The following is a 24,096-nucleotide window of genomic DNA, read 5'->3' on the forward strand; positions in this document are numbered from 1 at the left end:
TTAATCACAACGCTAGATCCTCAGGTGTAAATGTCATCTTGAACGAACGATATTGGTTGAAATCGCTCGGCTTCATACCCTGCATCTCGGTCAAACGACCAATGTTCTTCACCGCAGCCACCGCCGAACTGTCATACGGGCCGTCACCACTGGACCGGGCCACGCTGACACTGGTGATGGTACCGTCCGGCAACATGTTGATCTGCAGGACCACCGTCATGCCCTTGCGCGCGGAAGGCGGACGTGCCCAGCCCTCGGCCGCGCGCATGCGGATCAGGTCGTCGAAGTCGCCGGCCACCTGGTCACCCTGCTCGTCGGCCAGCGCCTGCTGCCGCTCGGTGGTATCGGACAACAGCTCGGCCAGGGCCTGGGCTTTCTTGTCTTCTGCCGCCTTGCGGGCCGCTTCCTGTGCCTTTTTCTTCTGGGCGTCTGCAGCGGCCTTTTTCTTGGCCTCTTCAGCTGCCTTCTTCTTCGCATCCTCGGCCGCCGCTTTCTTCTTGGCGTCCTCGGCTGCTTTTTTCTTGGCCTCTTCGGCTGCCTTTTTCTTGGCGTCCTCGGCGGCTTGCTTCTTCGCCTCTTCAGCGGCCTCTTTCTTGGCCTCTTCTTCGGCTTTTTTCTTCGCTTCGTCCTCGGCCTTCTTCTTGGCGATGTCGGCCTGCTGCTTCTCGGCGGCTTTCTTCGCCTCGTCGGCCTTCTTGGCTTCGGCGGCTTTCTTCGCCTCGGCAGCCTTGGCGGCTTCAGCGGCCTCGGCTTTTTTGGCTTCAGCGGCCTCGCGAGCCTCTTCGGCCTTTTGAGCGGCGTCGGCTTTCTTTTGTTCCGCGGCCTTCACGGCCTCTTGCTCGACCTTCTTCTGTTCAAGCTGCTCGACTTCGGTCTGGCGCGAAGCGGTTTTCTTCGCCTCCCCGGCAATCTTCTGATTGGTCTGGGTGGTTGCCTGGCTCTTGGACTTGAGCTGGTACAGGGTAGCCTGAACGATCGGCTTGGAAGGCGGCAGCTCAGGCGTCATGGCAAAACTGACGAACAGCAGGGCAAACACCAGCACATGCAGGCCGATGGCCCAGACACTGGGCCAGAAGTAGCTTTCCGAGGCGGATGGCTCTCGCTGTTGCATCAGGGCGCCTCGGTAATCAGGCCAACGTTACCGACACCGGCCTTCTGCAACCCGCCCATGGCACCCATGACCGCGCCATAGTCGACAGCCTTGTCGCCACGAATGAACACCTGGGTCTGCTTGCCCTGGTCACGGCCGGCAGCAATGATCTTGGTAACGGCGTCGGTCATGGCCGGCAAGGTCATGGCCTTGTCCATCTGCTTGTCGGTATCGACTTCGCTGCCGAGGTTCCAGTAATAGGTTTTATCGGCCTTGATGGAGATGGTGAGGATCTGGACGTTGTTGTCCTGCGGCAAGGCTTCGCTGGAAACCTTGGGCAGGTCGACCTTCACGCCCTGATTGAGCATGGGCGCCGTCACCATGAAGATGACCAGCAGCACCAGCATCACGTCGATGTAGGGCACCACGTTCATCTCGGCGACGGGCTTGCGTTTGTGGCGAACTCGGGCCATGGGCTTCTACCTGATTACTCTTCGCTGGTGTGCACTTTGCGGTGCAGGATCGCCTGGAACTCGTCGGCGAAGGTGTAGTAACGGCCGATCAGTATTTCACTGCGCGCGGCGAAACGGTTGTAGGCAATGACAGCCGGGATTGCCGCGAACAGGCCGATGGCGGTTGCGATCAGTGCTTCGGCAATGCCCGGTGCAACGGTGGCCAGGGTGGCCTGCTGTGCGCTGGCCAGGCCGCGGAAGGAGTTCATGATGCCCCACACGGTGCCGAACAGGCCGATGTACGGGCTGGTCGAACCAACGGTGGCCAGGAACGGCAAGCTCTGCTCGAGTTTTTCTTCCTCGCGCGAGATGGCCACACGCATGGCACGGCCAACACCTTCCATGACAGCGTCCGGGTCGACACCCGGCTGCTGGCGCAGGCGCGAGAACTCCTTGAAACCGGCACGGAACACCTGCTCCACGCCGGAGTCCGGGTCTGGGTTGCTGCCTGCCTGGCGGTACAGCTTGGACAGGTCGATGCCTGACCAGAAACGCTCTTCGAAGGCATCCAGCGCACGACGACCGGCGCGCAGCATGGTGCTGCGCTGGAAGATCATGATCCATGAGGTGACCGAGGCGGCCACCAGGGTCAGCATTACCAGCTGTACCACCACGCTGGCATTGCTGACCAGACTCCACATGGAGGTATGGTCGACGACGTTAGCTTCCACGCTTATTCTCCTGCATTCGATTGATTACCCGAGCCGTCCGCCGCAAAGGCGTCGCGCAGCTGGGGGGGTAGGGCTCGGGGTTTGAAAGTGTCGGCGCGCACGGCAGCCACCAGGAACTGCCCTTCGCAAAGCAGCGTTTCATCCTTTTCCCGCCAGACCTGCTGTACGAAACGCAAGCTGGCGCGATTGAGTTCAAGTACTTGCGCGGTCACCCGCAATTCGTCATCCAGCCGCGCCGGCGCGTGATAGCGCGCTTCGCTGGAATGGACCACGAACAGCAGGTTGTCTTCAGCCAGCTGCGACTGGGAAAAGCCCAGGTGCCGCAGGCGTTCGGTGCGCGCGCGCTCCATGAATTTCAGGTAGTTGACGTAATACACCACGCCGCCCGCATCGGTATCTTCGTAATAGACGCGACACCGGTGTGCGAACGGTTCGAGCTGATTTTGCGCGCGCATACTCTAGTGCTTACTCCTCAGCTTGCCAATCCGCTGTGGCAACTGTTTTTTCTTCATTAATGTCTTATTGCCAGCGCACCCAGGGCATGCCAGCGGTAGGACCACGAAAAGTCGCTTTTGATCTGTCATTCATCGCCTGGCTCGGAAAAATCGCCCCCCTCCCCCAAGCGCCCGGGAATATTCAGCCCAAAGTGCAGGTAGGCATGCCGGGTGACCACGCGGCCGCGTGGCGTGCGCATGATGTAGCCCTGCTGAATCAGGTACGGCTCAAGCACATCTTCGATGGTATGACGCTCTTCGCTGATGGCTGCAGCCAGGTTGTCCACGCCCACCGGGCCGCCGTCGAACTTCTCGATCATGGTCAGCAGCAGGCGACGGTCCGAATGGTCGAAACCACGCTCGTCGACATCCAGCAGGTTCAGCGCCATGTCAGCCACGGCCTTGGTGATCTGGCCCTTGCCGCGCACCTCGGCGTAGTCACGCACGCGGCGCAGCAGGCGGTTGGCGATGCGCGGCGTGCCACGGGCACGACGGGCGATCTCGTAGGCCCCCTGGTCTTCGATGGCCAGGCCAAGGATGTTGGCCGAGCGGCTGACAATGGTGCTCAGATCCTTGTCGTTGTAGAACTCCAGGCGCTGCACGATACCGAAGCGGTCACGCAGCGGGTTGGTCAGCATGCCGGCACGGGTAGTAGCCCCCACCAGGGTGAAGGGTGGCAGATCGAGCTTGATAGAACGGGCTGCCGGGCCTTCGCCGATCATGATGTCGAGCTGGAAGTCCTCCATGGCCGGGTAAAGCACTTCTTCGACCACAGGCGACAGCCGGTGGATTTCGTCGATGAACAGCACGTCGTGCGGCTCGAGGTTGGTCAGCATGGCTGCCAGGTCGCCAGGGCGCTCGAGAATCGGCCCCGAAGTGCTCTTCACCGACACGCCCATTTCATGGGCGATGATGTTGGCCAGGGTGGTCTTGCCCAGGCCGGGCGGGCCGAAGATCAGCGTGTGGTCAAGCGATTCGCCGCGGCCGCGGGCGGCCTGGATGAACAGCGCCATCTGCTCGCGCACCACCGGCTGGCCAATGTACTCGTCCAGGCTCAGCGGGCGAATCGCACGGTCCTGGACTTCTTCGCGGTCGCGGCCACTGGCGGCGATCAGGCGGTCGGCTTCGATCACTTGGAAATCATCCCTTTCAGGCTGCGGCGGATCAGCTCTTCACTGCTCAGGCCGGCCTTGTCCTTGATCGCGGCAATTGCCTTGCTGGCTTCCTGCGGCTTGTAGCCCAGCGAGACCAAGGCACTGACTGCATCGGCCTCGGCACTGGACTCGCTGGCAACCGGCAAAGGCCCATCGGACACCAGGGTGAACATGGCCGGCGAGGTTTCCCAGGCCTTGAAACGGTCCTTGAGCTCGACCAGCAAGCGCTCGGCGGTTTTCTTGCCGACGCCCGGCACGCGCACCAGGGCTGAGGTGTCCTGGGCCTGCACGCAGCGCACCAGTTCATCCACTTCCAGCCCGGACATCAGCGCCAGGGCCAGCTTAGGCCCTACGCCGTTCAGGCGGATCAGCTCGCGGAACAGCTCGCGCTCACGTTTTTCGGCAAAGCCGTAGAGCAAGTGGGCATCTTCGCGCACGACCAGGTGGGTATGCACCGTGACGGTTTCACCCACTTTGGGCAGACGGTACAGCGTGGTCATGGGAACTTCCAGTTCGTAACCCACGCCGTTGACGTCGATAATCAGGTGAGGCGGTTGTTTTTCCGCCAGGGTGCCGCGCAAACGTCCAATCACGTTCCGATCCTTCCTCTCGGGGAGCCGGTCAAAGACCGCTCAACCCTATCAGCAAATGCAGCAGGTGAATGCATCACCCGAACAAAATGTGTATCAGCGCATGAAGCGCTTACAGACGCAAGCGCCCGCCGCGTCGCCGCGCTGTGCTCAAGCCATGCGGCACCAGGCTGGAGCGGGTGTGGGCGTGGCACAGGGCGATGGCCAGGGCATCGGAAGCGTCGATCTGCGGTTTTTGCGTCAATTTCAGCAGGTGCATGACCATCATCATCACCTGCTCCTTGTTGGCCCCCCCCGTGCAGGCCACGGCCTGCTTGACCTGGGTGGCGCTGTACTCGGCGATCTCCAGGCCGGCCTCGGCGGCGGCGACGATAGCCGCGCCACGTGCCTGGCCAAGCTTGAGCGCCGAATCGGCGTTGCGGGCCATGAACACCCGTTCGATGCCCATGGTCACCGGGCCGTGCTGAGCAATGATTTCACTGACACCACGAAAAACAATCTGCAGCCGCTCGTGCAGCTCACCGCTGCCGGTGCGGATGCAGCCCGACGCCACGTACTCGCAACCACGGGCGGTCTGGCGTACCACGCCATAGCCGGTGATGCGCGAGCCGGGGTCGATACCTAGAATCAGAGTCATAAAGCCCGTCGAAAAAATGATGCATCTCTACAAACTGCGCCGGCCCTTTCGCGGGTAAACCCGCTCCTACAGGTACTGCACCACATTTGAAATGGGCGTAATACCTGTAGGAGCGGGTTTACCCGCGAAAGGGCCGGCACAGGCGCTATCAAACGCTCAGAGTTGGCACAAAATGCCAAATCACCTTAGCCGAGGTTTTCCATGATCTCATCGGAAATCTGGGCGTTGGAGTAAACGTTCTGCACGTCATCCAGGTCTTCGAGCATGTCGATCAGCTTGAGCACCTTTTCGGCACCGTCCTGGTCGAGTTCGGCGCTGGTGGTCGGCTGCATGACGATTTCCGCGTCAGCGGCCTTGAAGCCAGCCTCTTCCAAGGCATTACGCACGGCATAGAAGCTGTTGAACGAGGTGAACACGTCGAAGGAGCCGTCGTCGTTGGCGACCACGTCGTCGGCATCGGCTTCCATTGCCGCTTCCATCAACGCGTCCTCTTCCACGCCCGGAGCAAAGCTGATCTGGCCTTTGCGTTCGAACAGGTAGGCCACAGAACCGTCAGTACCCAGGTTGCCGCCACACTTGGTGAAGGCATGGCGCACGGCCGCGGCGGTACGGTTGCGGTTGTCGGTCATGGCTTCGACCATGATCGCCACGCCACCCGGGCCGTAACCTTCGTAGCTAAGCTCTTCGACATTGTCGCTTTCATTGGTGCCAGCACCACGGGCCACGGCACGATCGATGATGTCGCGGCTCATGTTGGCGCCCAACGCCTTGTCCAGCGCCAGGCGAAGGCGCGGGTTGGATGCCGGATCAGGGCCACCCTGCTTGGCAGCGACCGTCAGTTCGCGGATCCACTTGGTGAAGACCTTGCCCCTCTTGGCATCCTGGCGCTCTTTGCGGTGCTTGATGTTCGCCCACTTGGAATGACCAGCCATAACGACTCCGAATCCTTTGAATCACAAACAGCCCCGCCCCATGACGGGGCGGGACGGGAAAATACCTGCGTCGAAACGCAAAGGCGCATCCATGTGGATGCGCCCGGGGACTGCTTACTCGACCTTGGTCTGTTCGCGCAGTCGGATGTGCAGCTCGCGCAGGGCCTTGGCGTCGACCATGCCAGGGGCCTGGGTCATGACGCATGCGGCGCTCTGGGTTTTCGGGAACGCGATCACTTCACGGATCGACTGAGCGCCGGTCATCAGCATGACCAGACGGTCCAGACCGAACGCCAGGCCACCGTGAGGCGGTGCCCCGAACTTCAGAGCGTCGAGCAGGAAGCCAAACTTCTCTTCCTGTTCTTCTGCCTCGATACCCAACAGACGGAATACCGCCTGTTGCATCTCTTTACGGTGGATACGGATCGAACCGCCACCCAGCTCGGTACCGTTCAGCACCATGTCGTAGGCACGGGACAGGGCAGTGGCCGGGTTGGCCTCGAGCTCCTCCGGGGTGCACTTCGGCGCGGTGAACGGGTGGTGCAATGCAGTGAAGCTGCCGTCTTCGTTCTCTTCGAACATTGGGAAGTCGACGACCCACATCGGCGCCCACTCGCAGGTCAGCAGCTCGAAGTCGTGACCCAGACGAATACGCAGCGCACCCAGGGCTTCGCTGACCACCTTGAACTTGTCGGCACCGAAGAACACGATGTCACCGTCTACGGCGCCAACGCGATCGAGGATGTTGTTGAGGTTGGCCTCAGGGATGTTCTTGACGATCGGCGACTGCAGGCCTTCGACGCCCTTGGCGCGCTCGTTGACCTTGATGTAGGCCAGCCCCTTGGCACCGTAGATACCGACGAACTTGGTGTACTCGTCGATTTTGCTGCGCGGCATGCTGGCACCACCTGGCAGACGCAGGGCGGTAACGCGGCACTTCGGATCGTTGGCCGGGCCGGCGAACACCTTGAAGTCGACATCCTTCAGCTGGTCGGCAACGTCAACCAGCTCCAGCGGAATACGCAGGTCTGGCTTGTCGGAGCCGTAGCGGCGCATGGCCTCTTCGAAGGTCATGTGCGGGAATTCGCCGAATTCCAGGTCGAGCACTTCCTTGAACAGCTTGCGGATCATGCTTTCGGTCAGGCCCATGATCTCGCTTTCATCGAGGAAACTGGTCTCGATGTCGATCTGGGTGAATTCCGGCTGACGGTCGGCACGCAGGTCTTCGTCACGGAAGCACTTGGCGATCTGGTAGTAACGGTCGAAGCCAGCGACCATCAGCAGCTGCTTGAACAGCTGTGGCGATTGCGGCAGGGCGAAGAAGCTACCGGCGTGGGTACGGCTTGGCACCAGGTAGTCGCGCGCGCCTTCCGGCGTGGCTCGGGTGAGGATCGGGGTTTCGACGTCGAGGAAGCCGTTTTCGTCGAGGAAGCGACGGATGCTGCTGGTGATGCGCGAGCGCAGGCGCAGCTTGTCGGCCATTTCCGGGCGACGCAGATCGATGAAGCGGTAACGCAGGCGGGTTTCCTCGCCGACGTCGGAGTATTCGTTCAGGGGGAACGGCGGGGTTTCCGCTTCGTTGAGCACGTTCAGCTGGTAGCCGAGGATCTCGATGGCACCGGATGCCATGTTGGCATTCACTGCACCTTCAGGACGCTTGCGGACCTTGCCGGTGATCTGCACGACGTATTCGCTGCGCACACGGTCGGCGGCAGCGAAGGTTTCGGCGCGATCCGGGTCGAACACGACCTGGGCCATGCCTTCGCGGTCACGGATGTCGAGGAAGATCACCCCGCCGTGGTCGCGGCGACGATGGACCCAGCCGCAAAGGGTGACTTCCTGGCCGTCCAGGCTCTCGTTCAGTTGGCCGCAATAATGGCTGCGCATCATGATGGTGGTTTCGCTTCTCGTGATTCGTGTATTCGGTGGAGGCCTTGGCCGCCCGGAGGGCTAATACTGCAAGACCCGGTCACAGCATTCAACTCAGTCGGCCTTGTCGCCGCCTGCCAGATTCTTTTTCGCCCCGGTCTTGAAGTCGGTTTCGTACCAACCGTTACCGCTCAGGCGAAAGCCTGGCACCGACAGCAGCTTTTTCAGTGCCGGCGCCTGACAGGCCGGGCAATCGGTCAGCGGCGCGGCGCTGATCTTCTGCAGCACTTCCATGCGGTGCTCGCAGGACGCACATTGATAGTCATAAAGGGGCATGGGTGTCTCTCGTCAACCATAACGCTGGCTGCCGGGGGGCAGCAAAAAGCGGGATTATATATGGTTAGCAAGCACTGCGCAGCCCGCCTGGCGATCAGCGCACACTTGGCGGGTCCTGCAGCCACGCCACGCAGATTACCCGGATCAGCCCGCTGAAGTTGCGCACTCCGCCCTGGCGCAGGTGCACTTCACGATCCACGTAGGACAACACCGCACTGACCGAACAACGGTTGGCGGCAGCGATGCGCTCAAGGATACCCCAGTAGACAGCCTCCAGGCGCAAACAGGTAGAAAAGCCGTTGAGCCGCACCGAACGTGACACCGGCTGCGTCTGCAACATGTCGAAGTCCGCCTTGAACGGGTCGATGCACTGTTTTCCTGGCCAGCTGCCCTGGCCAGCCATACGTTTGCTCGCTTGCATCATGCGCCACACTTCCTCGTCACAGGTACCAGGTGGCCTATGAAGCGCTGACGGGCGAGCTTAAAGCAGCGGCAAAATGTTCCTTCGCAAATACCGGATTGCCAGGCGGAGCCTGTGGGAGCGGCCTTGCGTCGCGAAAGGGCCGCGCAGCGGCCCCAGGATCTCGGCATCATGCATAGATTGCTGGGGCCGCTTTGCGGCCCTATCGCGACACAAGGCCGCTCCCACAGGGGTTACTCAGGCCTCGTGGCAGAGGTGCCCGTCGACCAAGGTATAACGCACTGCACCTGGCAGGCGGCTGCCGATGAATGGTGGGCACCGGCTGCGCCGGTGTTCGCGGGCGTGCCCGCTCCCACAGAGGTTGCGCAAGCTTTCCGCCTTGAGCAACGGTTACTTGCCGTCGAGCAGTACCCGCAGCATCCAGGCGGTTTTCTCGTGTACCTGCATGCGCTGTGTCAGCAGGTCGGCGGTCGGCTCGTCACTGACCTTGTCCACCACAGGGAAAATGCTGCGCGCAGTGCGTACCACGGCCTCCTGCCCCTGAACCAACTGGCGGATCATCTCGTCTGCCGGGGGGACGCCTTCCTCCTCCTTGATCGACGAGTGCCGTGCATAAAATGCATACGAACCCGGTGCCGGGAAGCCCAAGGCACGGATGCGCTCGGCGATCGAATCGACTGCCAGCGCCAGTTCGTTGTACTGCTCTTCGAACATCAGGTGCAGGGTGCGGAACGACGGGCCGGTGACGTTCCAGTGAAAGTTATGGGTTTTCAGATACAGCACGTAGGTATCCGACAACAGGCGGGACAGCCCATCGACGATGGACTTGCGATCTTCTTCACTGATACCGATATCGATTGCCATGAAGCTCCCCTTTCCATAAGGCTTGAGACTCAAGCGGGCGCCGACCACTGTAGCAACACTTGTCGCATCCCGCATGTGACATGGCGCAATACATCGCCACTGGGCGGCCCGCGGTTTGAGTAGGCTGTGGCTTTACTGTTAAATAGGCACTGTGCCACCCGTGCGGACTGTCATTGCCGGGTGCATAGGCTGGCCTGCCACGTGTTCGCGCTCTATATCTCATGCGCACCGTGCTGCCAGCTCTTCCTGTGATCGGCCTTATCAACAGTGAGCCAACCCCATGTTCAAGATCGTCCATCTGGTGACGGGCGTCGCAGCTTTGCTGCTATCGCTCATAGCCAGCCTGAAAACCGATGCGACACCCTTCCTGCAGCAACCCGACGCGGTCTACCTGGCCCTGCTCGGCCTGCTCAATCTGGTGCTGGCCCCGGTCGTGCCGCTGTATCATCGCGGCGCGCGGCAACAACTGCAGCACCTGGCCTGCGCCCTGCTGGTGGTCGCCGTCGTGCTGCAGACCCTGACGCTACTGGCCCGCCCGGAAATGGGCAACCTGGCAGCCCTGGTGTGTGCGGCGCTGGCCGTGGCCCTGCATCTGGCCGTGGGCTTTGCCCGCAGCCCGCGCAAGGCACGCGGCAGTCAACACGTGGCACAAGATGCCGGCAACCGTGATACCGGCACCGTCAAATGGTTCAACACATCGAAAGGCTTTGGTTTTATCTCCCGAGACTCGGGTGATGACATTTTCGTGCACTTTCGGGCCATCCGCGGCGAGGGCCACCGCATTCTGGTCGAAGGCCAGCGCGTGGAGTTTTCGGTGATGCACCGCGACAAGGGCCTGCAGGCCGAAGACGTGGTTGCAGTAACCCGCCGCTGACCAACGGCTGACCGGCCGACGCTATCGACGGCAAGCCAACGCCCACAAGGGCTGTGCTGCACCTGAAGGCAGCATCATACCTGTGGGGGCTGGCTTGCCGGCGATAGCAGCCGGGAACAACTCAATAATGAGGAGGCGGGGCCTCTTCCCCTTCGCTGCCATACTGGCCAACCATCTCTTCATGGCGCCTGATCAGCTCGGCCATCTGCAATTGCAGCCGCTCGATCACACGCGCTTGCTCCACCACCACGTCATTCAGCGCCTGGATAGCGTCATCCTGAAACGCCTGACGGGTTTCCAGTTCGACCATCCGCATTTCCAGTGTCATCTCAGGCCTCTTGGTAACCAGCAAGTTGTAGCCCGCGCAGACGCTGGCGAACGGCTTGCAGTTGATCATCGGTGTAGCCCACAGGCGCACACTTGCCCCATACCGGTGCCGGCCACGCGGCGTCGTCGCGCTGGCGCACGATCACATGCATGTGCAACTGGCTGACCACGTTGCCCAAGGTAGCCACGTTCATCTTGTCGGCCCCATAGCTGGCCTTCAGCGCTTCTGCCAACAAGGTGGTTTCCTGCCACAACTGCTGTTGCTCTGCCGCATCCAGCTCGAACAGCTCACTGACACCAGCGCGCTTGGGCACCAGAATGAACCATGGGTAATTGGCATCCTTGCTCAGCAGCAACTGGCACAGCGAAAACTCTCCCAACACCAGCGAATCCTGCTGCAAACGCGAATCGAGGACGAACACGGCATATCTCCTTCAGGCAATACCATCCCGCTTCAGGCGGAAAACAGGCCAGCAAGGATACCTTGCACACTCCCGGTAACACAGCGCTACTTTTCGCACCAAAATGAGGCCACCTGCCCGCCCCTCCCACACTGACCACCCCACAAACGACGCTGGATGAACAAGTTGCGGTAACACTTTGACTCTAATGGCAGGTTTTTAAATTTTAATGATTCTCGATCCCAAAAATCACTCACGCCGCCTTCGTCCCGCATTTACGGCACTTTCCGACCCTCGGTAGCAGGTTTTGTGAAAATTTCATGAACTGTTGCGAATTTTGAGCACGCTTGTTGCATTCCCTTCACGCCAAGTCGGCACGACACCTGCAGTGGCAGCTGTACGCGACAAATAACAACAGCGACATGGGTGACCAGGGAGTTTCCTCATCCGGAATCGGCAGTTACCGATTCATTACGGTGACAGGAACAGCGCTGAGGTTATACGGCCCCTGAACCGGGGCGTGATTTGCGACATGGAAATACTTAAAAGCGACACGGTGAAAAAGTTCCGCAAAGAGTGCTTATAGCCATATCGCCAACAACAGTCTGCGTGCTATACATTTTCGCCGACATAACAAGAAAGAGCTGCCCCATATAACTAAAAGACTTGGACGCAGCGGTACTCTTCCTAAAAACCAAAGGAGCAAATCACGATGCGCGTGATGAAGTGGAGCATGATCGCCCTGGCCGTTTCGGCAGGGACCTCGCAGTTGGCAATGGCCTCGGCACAGGACGAGTCCAAAGGTTTCATCGAAGACAGCAAGCTGAGCGTCAAGACCCGCATGCTGTATTTCAGCCGTGACTTCCGCAACAACTCCTCAGCTGACAAAAGCCGCGTAGAAGAAACGGGTCTTGGCTTCGTCGGCACCTTCGAGTCCGGCTTCACCCAAGGCACCGTGGGTGTAGGTGTCGATGCCATCGGCATGCTCGGCCTGAAACTGGACAGCGGCAAGGGCCGTGCCGGTACCGGCCTGTTCCCGACCGGTTCCGACGGCCGTTCGCAGGATGACTACTCCAAGGGCGGCGGCGCGGTCAAATTCCGCATTTCCGACACCGTGCTGAAAGTGGGTGACCAGTTCACCGCACTGCCGGTCTTCGCCACCGATGACAGCCGCCTGCTGCCAGAAATCGCCCAGGGCACCCTGATCACCAGCAACGAGATCGAAGGGCTGACCCTGCACGCTGGTCACTTCACCAGCCTGACTGCCCAGGCGGAAACCAACCGCGACAGCTTCGGCCTGAAGGAAGCCAACGTGGTCGGCGGCACCTACGCCTTCACCGACAACCTCAGCACCAGCCTGTACTACTCGAAGGTTGAAGACTACTGGCGCAAATACTACGCCAACGTCAACTGGGCGCTGCCAATCTCCGACAATCAAGGCCTGGTGTTCGACTTCAACATCTATGACACCAAGAGCGAAGGCTCTGCCGAGTACCGCGCATTCGATGGCGAGAAGCTGGACAACCGCGCGTTCAGCCTGTCGGGCGCCTACAACATCGGCGCTCACACCTTCACCCTGGCCTACCAGAAAGTCACCGGTGACGGCGACTATGGCTATGGTATCGACGGTGGCGGCACCATCTTCCTGGCCAACTCCGTGGCCCGCTCCGACTTCAACGCCGAAGACGAGAAATCCTGGCAGGCTCGCTACGACCTGAACTTTGCCGAATACGGCATTCCAGGCCTGACCTTCATGACCCGTTATGTACGCGGTTCCGACGCCAACGTCGCCGGCACCACCAACGGCAAAGAATGGGAACGCGACGTCGACATCAAGTACGTGCTGCAGGAAGGCCCGGCGAAAGACCTGAGCTTCCGCGTGCGTCAAGCCACCTACCGTTCTTCCGATGGTGTCTACTACGATTCCCCATCGATCGACGAACTGCGCCTGATCGTGGAGTACCCGCTGAGCATCCTGTAAGCCTGGCTTGCAGTGCCCCGCACCTGAAAAAGCCCGGCAATCACGCCGGGCTTTTTCTTGGCTGACAAGTGTCACGCCCTGGGGCATCCTGTACGCCTTCGTTTCCCCCCCGTACAATGCGGGGCTATTTCAACGTCTTAGGCAATCGACACGGCTAACCATGCGCACCAGTCAATATTTGCTCGCCACCCAGAAAGAAACCCCTGCCGACGCAGTGGTCATCAGCCATCAGCTCATGCTGCGTGCCGGCATGATCCGCAAACTGGCCTCCGGCCTGTACACCTGGCTGCCGATGGGCTTGCGGGTAATGCGCAAGGTCGAAGCCGTGGTGCGTGAGGAAATGAACGCCGCCGGCGCCCTGGAGGTGCTGATGCCGAGCATCCAGCCCGCCGAGCTGTGGCAGGAATCCGGTCGCTGGGAGCAATACGGCCCTGAGCTGCTGCGCCTGAAAGACCGCCACCAGCGTGACTTCTGCGTCGGCCCTACCCACGAAGAAGTGATCACCGACCTGGCCCGTAACGAGCTGTCCAGCTATAAACAGCTGCCGCTCAACCTGTACCAGATCCAGACCAAGTTCCGTGACGAAATCCGCCCGCGCTTCGGCCTGATGCGTGGCCGCGAGTTCATCATGAAGGACGCCTACTCGTTCCATGCCGACCAGGCTTCCCTGCAGGAAACCTACGACCGCATGCACCAGGCGTACAGCAATGTGTTCACCCGCCTGGGCCTGGACTTCCGCCCTGTGCAGGCCGATACCGGCTCGATCGGTGGCAGCTACTCGCACGAGTTCCACGTGCTGGCCGAGTCCGGCGAAGACGACGTGATCTTCAGCGACAGCTCCGACTACGCCGCCAACATCGAGAAAGCCGAGGCTATCCCGCGTGAAACCGTGCGCCCTGCCCCTACCGAGGAGCTACGCCTGGTCGACACCCCGAACGCCAAGACCATCGCCCAGTTGGTGGAAAACCACGGCCTGCCGATCGAAAAGACCGTCAAGACCCTGATCGTACGCGGTGCCGAAGAGGGCAAGCTGATTGCCCTGATCGTCCGTGGCGACCACGAACTGAACGAAATCAAGGCCACCAAGCTGGAACAGGTTGCCGACCCGCTGGTCATGGCCACCGAAGCCGAACTGCGCGACGCCATTGGCGCCGGCGCCGGCTCGCTCGGCCCGCTCAACCTGCCACTGGAAATCATCATCGACCGCTCGGTTGCCCTGATGAGCGACTTCGGCATTGGCGCCAACATCGACGACAAGCACTACTTCGGCGTCAACTGGGAACGCGACCTGCCGGTGCCACAGGTTGCCGACCTGCGTAACGTGGTCGAAGGCGACCCAAGCCCGGACGGCCAGGGCACCCTGGTGATCAAGCGCGGCATCGAAGTGGGCCACATCTTCCAGCTGGGTACCAAGTACAGCGAGGCATTGAAATGCCAGGTACTGGGCGAGAACGGTAAGCCGGTGGTTCTGTCGATGGGCTGCTACGGCATCGGCGTTTCCCGCGTGGTCGCCGCGGCCATCGAGCAGAGCTATGACGACAAGGGCATCATCTGGAACGACGCCCTGGCCCCGTTCCAGATCGCTCTGGTGCCGCTGCGCTATGAAACCGAGGTGGTCCGTGAGGCAACCGACAAGCTGTACGCCGAACTGACTGCTGCCGGCTTCGAAGTGCTGCTGGACGACCGCGACAAGAAGACCAGCCCAGGCATCAAGTTTGCCGACATGGAGCTGATTGGCATCCCACACCGCATCGTCGTCAGCGATCGCGGCCTGGCCGAAGGCAACCTGGAGTACAAGCACCGCACCGAGCAGGACGCCCAGGCGTTGCCGCTCAATGAAGTGCTGACCTTCCTGCAGGCCCGCGTTCGCCGCTGATAACCAATGCACGAGTGATCATGTACAAGCGAAGTACCTTTACCCTTGGGGGCGCCGCACTGTGCGGCGCCCTGCTCGTCAGCGGCTGCGCCAACCAGATGTCCCAGCGCAGCGACCATGAGGAGCGCGTCGAGCGCAAACTGCTCGAGCACACCCTGCAGATCGATGTCGGCGAGCCGAAGGTGATGGAGCTTCCGCAGCGACGTGTGCGCGTGCATGAGCAAAAGCGCTTCGAAGTGACCGAATTCGAAGTGACCCGTCGCTATGACCGCTACACGCCTTACCAACCCTGGCGGGAGATCTACGAGATCCCGCTGGGTGCAGTGGCCGTGGTGGCGGGTGTCGGCGCCAATGTGGTCAACGTCTTCGCCTTGGGCAACCTGCCGCAAAGTATCACCCACGACTGGCTCAGCTATGGCGTGGATGGGCTCAATCCGTTCATGAACGTGCCATCCAACGGCCGCGCCCAGCAGAACCTGGCCGGGATCAGCGAAGTGCAGAAAGGCCAGCGAGAGGAATCCACCAGCCTGCCCTGGAGCGAGCGCCTGGTCGAGGTCAAGGCCGGCAAGATGACCCACGAGCTGACCACGGACCGCAACGGCGTGCTGCGCCTGAACCTGCTCGACAGCCCGTTCTCCGAGCAAAACCTCAACCACGTCGGCACCCTGCACCTGCAAGTACTTGACGAGGACAATGCGGTACGAGGCGATGCCAGCCTGTTGGTCAGCGCTACCCTGCGCAATAAGCTGCTCGAAGCCCATGAGCTGATCTTCGATGACCTCGAAGATGATGATGTCGGCCAGTGGGTGCACCGGGTCAAGCGCCTGTCCGAACTGGGCCTTGAAGAGGAAGCCAGTGAAATGGAACAGAGCCTGATCGAGCTGACCCGCAACGATCCGGAGCTGCAACAGGAGTTCCTGCAGTCGCTGACCAAGGCCACTGGCCGGTTGGTGGCGGATCCAGGCGTGCATTAATAGAAGGGGCTGCATTGCAGCCCCTTTCATTTAGGCGGGAACAGCTCCAGCTGTTCATGTGCGCCCCGCAAGTCACGCAACCTCACCCCTACCCCTAGCAAGCGTACCGGCTTGCCGCCACGGGCGAACGCCTGCCCCAGCAATTGCCGATAACTCTCCAGGTCCCGGCCGGCCCCGGCTTGCTCCATGGTGGTCTGGCTGAAGTCATGGAACTTGACCTTGACGAACGGCTTGTCTGGCCGGTAACTGCTGTCCATTCGAGCGATGCGTTCGTTCAGGCTAGCCAGCAGATCTGGCAGCCGCGCCAAGCAACTGGCCAGGTCTGGCAGGTCGGTGTCGTAGGTATTTTCCACACTCACCGACTGGCGTCGGCTGTCGTTATGCACTGCACGCTCATCGATCCCCCGCGCCAACCCCCACAACCGCTCGCCAAAACTGCCGAACTCGCGCACCAATGCCAGCCGCGACCACTCACGCAACTGCAGGCAGGTTTCGATGCCCAGCCGCGTCAGTTTGTCGGCCGTCACCTTACCCACCCCATGCAACCTGGCCACCGGCAAGGCTGCAACGAACGTTTCCACTTCATTTGGGGTAATCACGAACAGCCCGTTGGGTTTGCGCCAGTCACTGGCGATCTTGGCCAGAAACTTGTTAGGCGCCACGCCAGCCGACACGGTGATATGCAGGGTGCGGGCAACACGCCGGCGTATATCCTCGGCAATGCGCGTGGCGCTGCCCGAATACCACTGGCTGTCGCTTACATCCAGATAGGCTTCGTCCAGGGACAAAGGCTCGATGAGCTCTGTGTAGTCGCGAAAGATCGTGTGAATTTCCCGCGAGGCCTCACGGTAGGCCTCGAAGCGCGGCTTGACGATCAAAAGATCGGGGCAGAGCTTCAGCGCATGCCGCGATGACATGGCCGAGCGCACGCCATAGGCACGCGCTTCATAGTTGCAGGTGGCGATTACCCCGCGATGGTCGGGCGAGCCCCCCACCGCCATGGGGCGACCGGCCAGGCGCGGGTCATCACGCATCTCGATCGCAGCGTAGAAACAATCGCAGTCGACGTGGATGATCTTGCGCAAGGACATGGACGACCGTCAGCACTGTAAATTCATACAGATAGTATCGCATGCGCCCTCCTCTGAAACAGCTCACCTGCTTTGCTACACGATAATCGGCCTGAAAGCCCCGCCGTGACTGAGCTGTACACGGATATGAAGCGCTAAGGGTTTGAACAAAAAAGGTTTTTCCAAAACAATTGCTTGACATCGGAGCGTAAATCCGTAGAATTCGATCTCACAGGCGCGGGATGGAGCAGCCTGGTAGCTCGTCGGGCTCATAACCCGAAGGTCGTCGGTTCAAATCCGGCTCCCGCAACCAGATTCGAGAAAAGGCCACTGTTAACGCAGTGGCCTTTTTCTTTGCCCGTTAAAAAGCTTTTCCGAAAAAGCCTCGAAAAATCAAAGCCTAGCGCTTGACATATAAACTATACGCTGTAGAATCCGCCCCACTGACGCGGGATGGAGCAGCCTGGTAGCTCGTCGGGCTCATAACCCGAAGGTCGTCGGTTCAAATCCGGCTCCCGCAACCAGATTCAAGAAAAGGCCACTGTTAACACAGTGGCCTTTTTCTTTGCCTGCTGATAAGCATTTGCGAAAAAACGTCGAAAAATCAAAGCCTAGCGCTTGACATAAAAACCACACGCTGTAGAATCCGCCCCACTGACGCGGGATGGAGCAGCCTGGTAGCTCGTCGGGCTCATAACCCGAAGGTCGTCGGTTCAAATCCGGCTCCCGCAACCATATTCGTCAGAACAAACCCCGCCTGTGTAAAAGCAGCGCGGGGTTTGTTGCTTTATACCTCCCTGATTTTCGTCGCCTCGATTTTCCCTCCCCTCATGCCAACCCGCAGGCTTGAGATGTCGTGCCCAGGATGAACTATCTTTAACCCTGCCAAGCCGCTGCAAACGCTTGAGGCCGGAGTAACATTGGATACGTTTTCTTAAGGGACTTTCACTTGGCCGCACCTTTCCTTCACCTCGCGCCGCATGCCCGGGGCAACTCATGACTTCGCACAATCCCGAACCGCCGGTGCCACTCGCTACGGCGCTACCCGGTGCTGTGCAGCGCCTGCCCCTACTCGAACGCCTGAGTCGCTACCGCCAGCCCATAGGCCTGATGGTGACCCTGTTACTGTTCACGATGGCCTTGATTGCCTGCCGCCACCTGCTGAGCGAGCTGGACATCTATGCCTTGCACGATGCCATGCTCAGCGTGCCCACCCAGTCATTGCTGGGCGCCTTGCTGGCAACGGTGATCGGCTTTGTGATCCTGCTGGGCTACGAGTGGTCGGCCAGCCGCTATGCGGGCGTGAAACTGCCAGCACGCAGCCTGGCACTGGGCGGCTTCAGCGCCTTTGCCATCGGCAACGCCATCGGCCTGTCGATGCTCTCTGGCGGCTCGGTTCGCTATCGCCTGTACGCACGGCAAGGGCTTGGTGCTGGCGAAGTCGCACGCATGACCGTGTTTGCCAGCCTGTCACTGGGCTGCGCGCTGCCGCCCCTGGCCGCCTTGGCGACATTGAGCAACCTGCCGGCGGCCTCGACAGCACTCGGGTTGGCGCCCGGCCTGCTGGCAGCTGTTGCCAGCGCCGTGCTGGTGGTGTCTGCCTTACTGGTAATTGGCTTGTACCGCCGACGCCTGGCCGAGCAACCGGCGGCCAATAACCTGCTCGTTCAACTGGGGCGGCGCACACTTCGCCTGCCGGATGCACGCCTGGCGGCCCTGCAATTGCTGATAACCGCGCTGGATGTGGCGGCGGCGGCCACCGTGCTCTACCTGTTGCTGCCCGAAGCCCCTCCTTTCGGCGCGTTCGTGCTGGTGTACCTGCTGGCCTTGGCTGCGGGCGTGCTCAGCCACGTACCGGGCGGCGTCGGGGTGTTCGAAGCGATCCTGCTGGCGGCCTTTGCCGACCAGCTCGGTGCCGCACCGCTGGCGGCTGCCTTGCTGCTGTACCGGCTGATCTATGTGGTGCTGCCACTGCTGCTGGCCTGCGTGTTGCTGCTGGCCAATGAAGCCCGACGCCTGCTGTTTGCGCAACAGGCCATCAAGGCCGCTTCAGGTCTGGCCGCACCGATCCTGTCGATTCTGGTGTTCCTGTCCGGCGTGGTGCTGCTGTTTTCCGGTGCCACGCCCGAGATAGATACGCGTCTGGAGCATATGGGTTTCCTGGTGCCACACCGGCTGATCGACGCCTCTCATTTCGGCGCCAGCCTGATCGGTGTGCTATGCCTGCTGCTGGCCCAAGGCCTGCGCCGGCGCCTGTCCGCCGCCTGGCTACTGACCACCGTGCTGTTGCTGGTCGGCGCCCTGCTGTCGCTGTTGAAGGGCTTTGACTGGGAAGAGGCTTGCCTGCTGACCTTTACCGCCGCCCTGCTCGCGCTGTTCCGCCGCTCGTTCTATCGCCCCAGCCGACTGCTGGAGCTGCCCTTCTCGCCGGTTTTCCTGGTGGCCAGCGCCTGTACGGTGGGCGCATCAGTGTGGCTTCTGCTGTTCGCCTACCAGGATGTGCCTTACAGCCATCAGCTGTGGTGGCAGTTCACCCTCGATGCCGACGCGCCACGGGGCCTGCGCGCCGCCATGGGCAGTGCCTTGCTGCTGGCTGCCGTGGCACTGACGTGGCTGCTGCGCACAGCGCCGCCCGTGATCCACCTGCCCGATGAAGAAGAGCTGCAACGCGCCAGCCGCATCCTGCAGGCCTCCGACCAGCCCGACGGCGGCTTGGCGCTGACTGGCGACAAGGCGTTGCTGTTCCACCCGCGTGGTAACGCGTTCCTCATGTACGCCCGGCGCGGCCGCAGCCTGGTGGCGCTGTACGACCCGATAGGCCCGGCCCAGGAACGCGCCGAGATGATCTGGCAGTTCCGCGACCTGTGCGACCTGCACCACGCACGCCCCGTGTTCTACCAGGTACGCGCGGAGAACCTGCCGTTCTACATGGACATCGGCCTGACCGCATTGAAGCTCGGTGAAGAAGCCCGGGTCGACTTGCGCCGCTTTGACCTTGAAGCCAAAGGCAAGGAGATGAAAGACCTGCGCTACACCTGGAACCGCGGCGGACGCGATGGCCTGAGCCTGGAGATCCATGAGCCCGGCCACGCCCCGCTGGCTGAGCTGAAGGAAATCTCCGACGCCTGGCTCGGCGGCAAGAACGTGCGCGAGAAAGGCTTTTCGCTGGGGCGCTTCAGCCCAGACTACCTGCAGCACTTCCGCATAGCCCTGATTCGCTTCCAGGGCCGCCCGGTAGCCTTCGCCAACTTGCTGGAGACCCATGGGAACGAGCTGGCCAGCCTCGACCTGATGCGTGCGCACCCCGAAGCGCCAAAGCTGACCATGGAGTTCATGATGATCGGCTTGATCCTGCACTACAAAAGCCATGACTACGGGCGTTTCAGCCTGGGCATGGTACCGCTGTCCGGCCTGCAACCCAGGCGTGGCGCCCCCTTGACCCAACGCTTGGGTTCGCTGGTGTTCCGCCGTGGTGAACAGCTTTACAACTTCCAGGGGCTTCGACGCTTCAAAGACAAGTTCCAGCCGGACTGGGAACCCCGCTACATGGCCGTGCCAGCCGGGCTCGACCCGCTGGTGGCACTGGCCGACACCGCCGCTCTGATTGCAGGCGGCCTGACTGGATTGGTGAAACGCTGATGACCCGACGCTTTTGGCTGTACCTGCTGGTTCCCCTGCTGCTGGCCGCCCTGGGTGGTGGGCTGGCCTTCTGGCTGTGGACGCGCCCGGCCCCCGAGGCGCGCCTGGAGCAAATGAGCATCAATGACACCAGCATCACCCGTGTTACCCCTGGCGTGCACCCCAAGGCCCGGGTGGCCATCGGCGTGCCACAAGACCAGGCACTGACGGGCAAGCAACTGCTCGACCTGAGCCAGGCCGGTGAAGCCCAGCTGGTGCAGGTGATTCTGCCGTCTGGAGACTGCAGCAAGCAGCAGCAGGCCATGGACCAGGCGCTGACCCAACTGCAGGAAAAACCGACCTTGGTCGCCGGCATCGGTCCCGGTGCCACCCAGGCCTGGCGCTGGCTGGCCAGCCAGAACGATGACAAGGCGCGGGCCATTTCCGTGGGCTTCACCCTCGAACAGCCTGACTGCCAGGCTCCGCTGCCCAAATCGGCTGCCCATGGCCACTGGAACGTCGCCTGGAACGACAACCCGGATGACGCCAGCGCCGCCTTCGTGCGCGACCAGGCCAACGCCGAAACCAGCATCAGCGACTACGACATCCACTTGCCACAAGTGCTCAAGGCGCAACTGACCCAAGCCCTGGTCGGCCGCGACGGTAACGCACTGGCCATCCCGGTGGTCGAAGTGCCGGCCGGGCAAACCACAGACACGGTTACCTTGTTTCTCTCTGGTGATGGCGGCTGGCGCGACCTGGACCGCGACGTGGCCGGGGAAATGGCCAAGCTGGGTTACCCGGTGGTGGGCATCGACACGCTGCGCTACTACTGGCAGCACAAGACCCCGGAACAAAGCGCCGCCGACCTTTCCGAGCTGATGCATCACTACCGGCAGAAGTGGGGTACCAAGCGCTTCGTATTGACCGGCTATTCGTTCGGCGCCGACGTGCTGCCGGCAATCTACAACCGCCTGCCCGTCGAGGACCAGCAGCGTATCGACGCGGTGGTGCTGCTAGCCTTTGCGCGCAGTGGCAGCTTCGAGATCGAGGTCGAGGGTTGGCTGGGCAAGGAAGGCCAGGAAGCGCCAACCGGGCCGGAAATGGCCAAGCTGCCAGCGTCCAAGGTCGTGTGCGTATATGGCGTCGAGGAAACCGACGAGAGCGGTTGCACGGAAAAGACGGCAGTGGGTGAACGCCTGAAACTGCCTGGTGGTCACCACTTCGACGAGAACTACCCGGCACTTGCCAAGCGGTTGATTGGCGAGATCGAGACGCGCCAGGGCAAGACCAGCGTAGCTGAACAGAACTGACAAGGGTCAGGGCCGCTCTGCGGCCCTGACCCTTGCTGTGCAAACCCATTCAGATCTCGACCTGCGTCCCCAGTTCGATCACCCGGTTCAACGGCAGGTTGAAGAAGCGCAAGTTGCCGTTGGCATTTTTCAGCAGGAACGCGAACAGGTTGCCCCGCCAGCGCGACATCCCCTCCAGCCGTGACGCGATCACCGTCTCGCGGCTGAGGAAGTAAGTAGTGCGCATTGGCGTGAAGTCCAGGTCATCCAGATGACACAGCTTCAACGCGGCAGGCACGTCCGGCTCATCCATGAACCCAAAGTGCAGCAACACACGGAAGAATCCGTCGCCATAGGCTTCCACCTCGAAACGCTCATGTTCCGGCACCCGCGGCCGGTCTTCGCTGACCACAGTCAGCAGCACCACCTGGCTGTGCAACACCTGGTTGTGCAACATGTTGTGCAACAGCGCATGCGGCACGGCATCGGAGCGTGCCGTCAGAAACACTGCAGTCCCCTCGACCCGATGCGGTGGCTGAATGCGGATGCTGCTGATGAACAATGGCAATGGCAGGGCACCTTCATCGATGCGCTCGACCAGAATCTGCTTGCCGCGCTTCCAGGTGCTCATCAGCAGGTAGAGCACACCACCGGCCAACACGGGGAAGGCACCACCCTGGACGATTTTCGGCACGTTGGCGGCGAAGAACAGCCCGTCGACAAACAGGAAGCCGACCAGAATCGGCACTGCAAGCAGCGGCGGCCACTTCCACAGCAGCAGCATCACCGCGGACACCAGGATGGTGGTCATCAGCATGGTACCGGTGACCGCAACCCCGTAGGCTGCCGCCAGAGCGCCCGAGGACCCGAAGCCGATGACCAGCAGCACCACACCCACCATCAGCGTCCAGTTCACTGCACCAATGTAGATCTGCCCCTGCTCGTCGCTTGAGGTGTGCTGAATCTGCATACGTGGGATGTAGCCCAGCTGAATGGCCTGACGGGTCAGGGAGAAGGCCCCGGAAATCACCGCCTGCGAAGCGATAACCGTGGCCATGGTGGCCAGCCCGACCAACGGCAGCAGCGCCCAGCCCGGCGCCAGCAGGTAGAACGGGTTGCGCGCGGCCTCCGGGTTTTGCAGCAGCAGTGCACCCTGGCCAAAATAATTGAGCACCAGCGCCGGGAGCACCAGGATGAACCAGGCCCGGGCAATCGGCTTGCGGCCAAAGTGCCCCATGTCGGCGTACAGCGCCTCGGCACCGGTCAGCGCCAGCACTACCGCACCCAGAATGGCCACGCCAATACCGGGGTGCACCACGAAGAAGTTGACTGCCCAGCCCGGGTTGAACGCCTTGAGTACTTCCGGGCTCTGCGAGATGCCATGCACACCCAGCGCGCCCAGCGCCACGAACCAGGTCACCATGATCGGACCAAACAGCTTGCCGATCTTCTCAGTGCCATGTTGCTGCACCAGGAACAGCGCCACCAGCACCACCAGCGAAATTGGCACCACCCAGTGGTCGATGCCATCGAAGGCCAGGCCCATGCCCTCCACCGCCGACAGCACCGACACCGCCGGGGTGATCATGCTGTCGCCATAAAACAGCGAAGCGCCGATCAAGCCACAGATCACCATCAGCGTGCGCAGCCGCGGGTACGCCGCCGTGGCCCGCCGCGCCAGAGCGGTCAACGCCATGGTGCCGCCCTCCCCCTGGTTATCGGCACGCAAGATGAACATCACATACTTGAATGACACCACCCACAACAACGACCAAAGGATCAGCGACAGGATCCCCAGCACGCCATCATGGTTGACCGACACCCCGTAGCCGCCGGTAAAGACTTCCTTGAGGGTATACAACGGGCTGGTGCCGATATCGCCATAAACTACCCCGACCGCCGCCACGAGCAGGCCCACCGACCGTGACGCACCCTGCTTCCCCTCGTGCCCGCCCTCAGCGTGACTGCTTGCCTGAACCATCGACCACTCCCGCAAACGGCCTTCACGGCCCTTGGTAATCAATCTGCCACCAGGCCCTGGAAGGTACCCCGGCGCAACGGCGCGAAGCATAGCGCAGCGTTCGTCGTATTTCTGCTGGTCAAGCGCCCTTGC

At 61.4% G+C, this 24,096-nt stretch carries 22 protein-coding genes, 3 tRNA genes and 1 pseudogene; 9 read left to right on the forward strand and 17 right to left on the reverse strand.

The annotated features are described in order from the left end of the window. Positions 1–4 precede the first annotated feature (4 nt). From tolA to AA098_RS21075, 13 genes and pseudogenes are all read right to left on the reverse strand, one after another. Positions 5–1,111, reverse strand: coding sequence for a cell envelope integrity protein TolA (tolA, locus tag AA098_RS21020; protein ID WP_004575740.1), 1,107 nt, complete (start codon positions 1,109–1,111; stop codon positions 5–7). Further along, positions 1,111–1,563, reverse strand: coding sequence for a protein TolR (tolR, locus tag AA098_RS21025; protein ID WP_003254760.1), 453 nt, complete (start codon positions 1,561–1,563; stop codon positions 1,111–1,113). The genes tolA and tolR overlap by 1 nt, the downstream gene beginning before the upstream one ends. 14 nt (positions 1,564–1,577) lie before the next feature. Further along, positions 1,578–2,273 carry a protein TolQ gene (gene tolQ / locus AA098_RS21030; protein ID WP_003254762.1) on the reverse strand — a complete coding sequence of 232 codons (696 nt, stop codon included), beginning with the start codon at positions 2,271–2,273 and terminating at the stop codon, positions 1,578–1,580. Between the two features lie 2 nt (positions 2,274–2,275). Beyond that, a complete protein-coding gene (ybgC, locus tag AA098_RS21035) occupies positions 2,276–2,728 on the reverse strand; it encodes a tol-pal system-associated acyl-CoA thioesterase (protein ID WP_003254764.1) in 453 nt (150 codons plus the stop codon). A 125-nt stretch (positions 2,729–2,853) separates the two neighbouring features. Next, positions 2,854–3,900: a Holliday junction branch migration DNA helicase RuvB gene (gene ruvB / locus AA098_RS21040; protein WP_003254766.1), complete on the reverse strand. Its 1,047-nt coding sequence runs from the start codon at positions 3,898–3,900 to the stop codon at positions 2,854–2,856. Then, positions 3,897–4,514 carry a Holliday junction branch migration protein RuvA gene (gene ruvA, locus AA098_RS21045; protein ID WP_003254768.1) on the reverse strand — a complete coding sequence of 206 codons (618 nt, stop codon included), beginning with the start codon at positions 4,512–4,514 and terminating at the stop codon, positions 3,897–3,899. Before ruvA ends, ruvB begins: the two co-directional genes overlap by 4 nt. Before the next feature lie 109 nt (positions 4,515–4,623). After that, the gene (ruvC, locus tag AA098_RS21050; protein ID WP_064614970.1) at positions 4,624–5,148 is read right to left on the reverse strand and encodes a crossover junction endodeoxyribonuclease RuvC; all 525 of its coding nucleotides are present in this window, start codon (positions 5,146–5,148) and stop codon (positions 4,624–4,626) included. A 185-nt stretch (positions 5,149–5,333) separates the two neighbouring features. Further along, positions 5,334–6,080, reverse strand: a complete 747-nt coding sequence (locus AA098_RS21055) for a YebC/PmpR family DNA-binding transcriptional regulator (RefSeq protein ID WP_003254770.1) — start codon at positions 6,078–6,080, stop codon at positions 5,334–5,336. A gap of 114 nt (positions 6,081–6,194) precedes the next feature. Beyond that, the gene (gene aspS / locus AA098_RS21060; RefSeq protein WP_004575741.1) at positions 6,195–7,970 is read right to left on the reverse strand and encodes an aspartate--tRNA ligase; all 1,776 of its coding nucleotides are present in this window, start codon (positions 7,968–7,970) and stop codon (positions 6,195–6,197) included. 93 nt (positions 7,971–8,063) lie between these two features. After that, positions 8,064–8,285: an FmdB family zinc ribbon protein gene (locus tag AA098_RS21065; protein WP_003254776.1), complete on the reverse strand. Its 222-nt coding sequence runs from the start codon at positions 8,283–8,285 to the stop codon at positions 8,064–8,066. 94 nt (positions 8,286–8,379) lie between these two features. Then, the gene (locus AA098_RS21070) at positions 8,380–8,709 is read right to left on the reverse strand and encodes a ribbon-helix-helix domain-containing protein (protein WP_003254778.1); all 330 of its coding nucleotides are present in this window, start codon (positions 8,707–8,709) and stop codon (positions 8,380–8,382) included. Between the two features lie 234 nt (positions 8,710–8,943). Then, positions 8,944–9,018: pseudogene (locus AA098_RS30270) on the reverse strand (dihydroorotase); the annotation flags it as partial. A 78-nt stretch (positions 9,019–9,096) separates the two neighbouring features. Continuing rightward, positions 9,097–9,570, reverse strand: coding sequence for a Dps family protein (locus AA098_RS21075; RefSeq protein ID WP_003254783.1), 474 nt, complete (start codon positions 9,568–9,570; stop codon positions 9,097–9,099). A 280-nt stretch (positions 9,571–9,850) separates the two neighbouring features. Here AA098_RS21075 and AA098_RS30020 point away from each other — a divergent pair, with 280 nt between their 5' ends. Continuing rightward, the gene (locus AA098_RS30020; protein WP_064614971.1) at positions 9,851–10,444 is read left to right on the forward strand and encodes a cold-shock protein; all 594 of its coding nucleotides are present in this window, start codon (positions 9,851–9,853) and stop codon (positions 10,442–10,444) included. Between the two features lie 121 nt (positions 10,445–10,565). On the opposite strand, the gene AA098_RS21085 is transcribed toward AA098_RS30020, so the two are convergent. Continuing rightward, complete coding sequence (locus tag AA098_RS21085; RefSeq protein ID WP_003254785.1) at positions 10,566–10,772, reverse strand: SlyX family protein; 207 nt, start codon at positions 10,770–10,772, stop codon at positions 10,566–10,568. A gap of 1 nt (position 10,773) precedes the next feature. After that, positions 10,774–11,193, reverse strand: a complete 420-nt coding sequence (locus AA098_RS21090; protein WP_003254786.1) for an HIT domain-containing protein — start codon at positions 11,191–11,193, stop codon at positions 10,774–10,776. A gap of 691 nt (positions 11,194–11,884) precedes the next feature. Between AA098_RS21090 and AA098_RS21095 the strand changes: the two genes are divergently transcribed. The 3 genes from AA098_RS21095 (at position 11,885) to AA098_RS21105 (ending at position 16,003) form a co-directional block, all read left to right on the forward strand. Continuing rightward, positions 11,885–13,153 carry an OprD family porin gene (locus AA098_RS21095; protein WP_004575744.1) on the forward strand — a complete coding sequence of 423 codons (1,269 nt, stop codon included), beginning with the start codon at positions 11,885–11,887 and terminating at the stop codon, positions 13,151–13,153. A 160-nt stretch (positions 13,154–13,313) separates the two neighbouring features. After that, entirely contained in the window at positions 13,314–15,029 is a 1,716-nt protein-coding gene (locus AA098_RS21100) for a proline--tRNA ligase (protein ID WP_004575745.1), read from the forward strand. Between the two features lie 20 nt (positions 15,030–15,049). Beyond that, positions 15,050–16,003 (forward strand): hypothetical protein, encoded by a 954-nt coding sequence (locus tag AA098_RS21105; RefSeq protein WP_003254789.1) that lies wholly within the window; start codon positions 15,050–15,052, stop codon positions 16,001–16,003. 26 nt (positions 16,004–16,029) lie between these two features. Here the strand turns inward: AA098_RS21105 and dinB are convergent, their stop codons facing one another. Then, positions 16,030–17,088 carry a DNA polymerase IV gene (dinB, locus tag AA098_RS21110; RefSeq protein WP_167398639.1) on the reverse strand — a complete coding sequence of 353 codons (1,059 nt, stop codon included), beginning with the start codon at positions 17,086–17,088 and terminating at the stop codon, positions 16,030–16,032. Between the two features lie 221 nt (positions 17,089–17,309). Between dinB and AA098_RS21115 the strand changes: the two genes are divergently transcribed. From AA098_RS21115 to AA098_RS21135, 5 genes are all read left to right on the forward strand, one after another. Beyond that, positions 17,310–17,386: transfer RNA gene (locus AA098_RS21115), tRNA-Met, on the forward strand. Between the two features lie 134 nt (positions 17,387–17,520). Next, positions 17,521–17,597, forward strand: a tRNA-Met gene (locus AA098_RS21120). Positions 17,598–17,731: 134 nt separating this feature from the next. Next, positions 17,732–17,808: transfer RNA gene (locus AA098_RS21125), tRNA-Met, on the forward strand. 261 nt (positions 17,809–18,069) lie between these two features. Beyond that, positions 18,070–20,712, forward strand: coding sequence for a bifunctional lysylphosphatidylglycerol flippase/synthetase MprF (mprF, locus tag AA098_RS21130; protein WP_003254792.1), 2,643 nt, complete (start codon positions 18,070–18,072; stop codon positions 20,710–20,712). After that, complete coding sequence (locus AA098_RS21135) at positions 20,712–22,004, forward strand: virulence factor family protein (RefSeq protein WP_064614972.1); 1,293 nt, start codon at positions 20,712–20,714, stop codon at positions 22,002–22,004. The genes mprF and AA098_RS21135 overlap by 1 nt, the downstream gene beginning before the upstream one ends. A gap of 49 nt (positions 22,005–22,053) precedes the next feature. On the opposite strand, the gene AA098_RS21140 is transcribed toward AA098_RS21135, so the two are convergent. After that, the gene (locus tag AA098_RS21140; RefSeq protein WP_012051466.1) at positions 22,054–23,964 is read right to left on the reverse strand and encodes a potassium transporter Kup; all 1,911 of its coding nucleotides are present in this window, start codon (positions 23,962–23,964) and stop codon (positions 22,054–22,056) included. Between the last annotated feature and the right edge of the window lie 132 nt (positions 23,965–24,096).

It is taken from the genome of Pseudomonas sp. JY-Q, from assembly GCF_001655295.1.
GTDB classification, from domain to species: domain Bacteria; phylum Pseudomonadota; class Gammaproteobacteria; order Pseudomonadales; family Pseudomonadaceae; genus Aquipseudomonas; species Aquipseudomonas alloputida.

Excerpts from the sequence above, each read along its gene's own strand:
- aspS (WP_004575741.1), bottom strand. The coding sequence starts at position 7,970 with ATGATGCGCAGCCATTATTGCGGCCAACTGAACGAGAGCCTGGACGGC.
- AA098_RS21140 (WP_012051466.1), bottom strand. The coding sequence starts at position 23,964 with ATGGTTCAGGCAAGCAGTCACGCTGAGGGCGGGCACGAGGGGAAGCAG.
- tolA (WP_004575740.1), bottom strand. The coding sequence starts at position 1,111 with ATGCAACAGCGAGAGCCATCCGCCTCGGAAAGCTACTTCTGGCCCAGT.
- AA098_RS21070 (WP_003254778.1), bottom strand. The coding sequence starts at position 8,709 with ATGATGCAAGCGAGCAAACGTATGGCTGGCCAGGGCAGCTGGCCAGGA.
- AA098_RS21055 (WP_003254770.1), bottom strand. The coding sequence starts at position 6,080 with ATGGCTGGTCATTCCAAGTGGGCGAACATCAAGCACCGCAAAGAGCGC.
- AA098_RS21095 (WP_004575744.1), top strand. The coding sequence starts at position 11,885 with ATGCGCGTGATGAAGTGGAGCATGATCGCCCTGGCCGTTTCGGCAGGG.
- ybgC (WP_003254764.1), bottom strand. The coding sequence starts at position 2,728 with ATGCGCGCGCAAAATCAGCTCGAACCGTTCGCACACCGGTGTCGCGTC.
- AA098_RS21135 (WP_064614972.1), top strand. The coding sequence starts at position 20,712 with ATGACCCGACGCTTTTGGCTGTACCTGCTGGTTCCCCTGCTGCTGGCC.
- AA098_RS21100 (WP_004575745.1), top strand. The coding sequence starts at position 13,314 with ATGCGCACCAGTCAATATTTGCTCGCCACCCAGAAAGAAACCCCTGCC.
- AA098_RS21065 (WP_003254776.1), bottom strand. The coding sequence starts at position 8,285 with ATGCCCCTTTATGACTATCAATGTGCGTCCTGCGAGCACCGCATGGAA.
- ruvC (WP_064614970.1), bottom strand. The coding sequence starts at position 5,148 with ATGACTCTGATTCTAGGTATCGACCCCGGCTCGCGCATCACCGGCTAT.
- mprF (WP_003254792.1), top strand. The coding sequence starts at position 18,070 with ATGACTTCGCACAATCCCGAACCGCCGGTGCCACTCGCTACGGCGCTA.
- AA098_RS21075 (WP_003254783.1), bottom strand. The coding sequence starts at position 9,570 with ATGGCAATCGATATCGGTATCAGTGAAGAAGATCGCAAGTCCATCGTC.
- AA098_RS30020 (WP_064614971.1), top strand. The coding sequence starts at position 9,851 with ATGTTCAAGATCGTCCATCTGGTGACGGGCGTCGCAGCTTTGCTGCTA.
- AA098_RS21085 (WP_003254785.1), bottom strand. The coding sequence starts at position 10,772 with ATGACACTGGAAATGCGGATGGTCGAACTGGAAACCCGTCAGGCGTTT.
- AA098_RS21105 (WP_003254789.1), top strand. The coding sequence starts at position 15,050 with ATGTACAAGCGAAGTACCTTTACCCTTGGGGGCGCCGCACTGTGCGGC.
- tolR (WP_003254760.1), bottom strand. The coding sequence starts at position 1,563 with ATGGCCCGAGTTCGCCACAAACGCAAGCCCGTCGCCGAGATGAACGTG.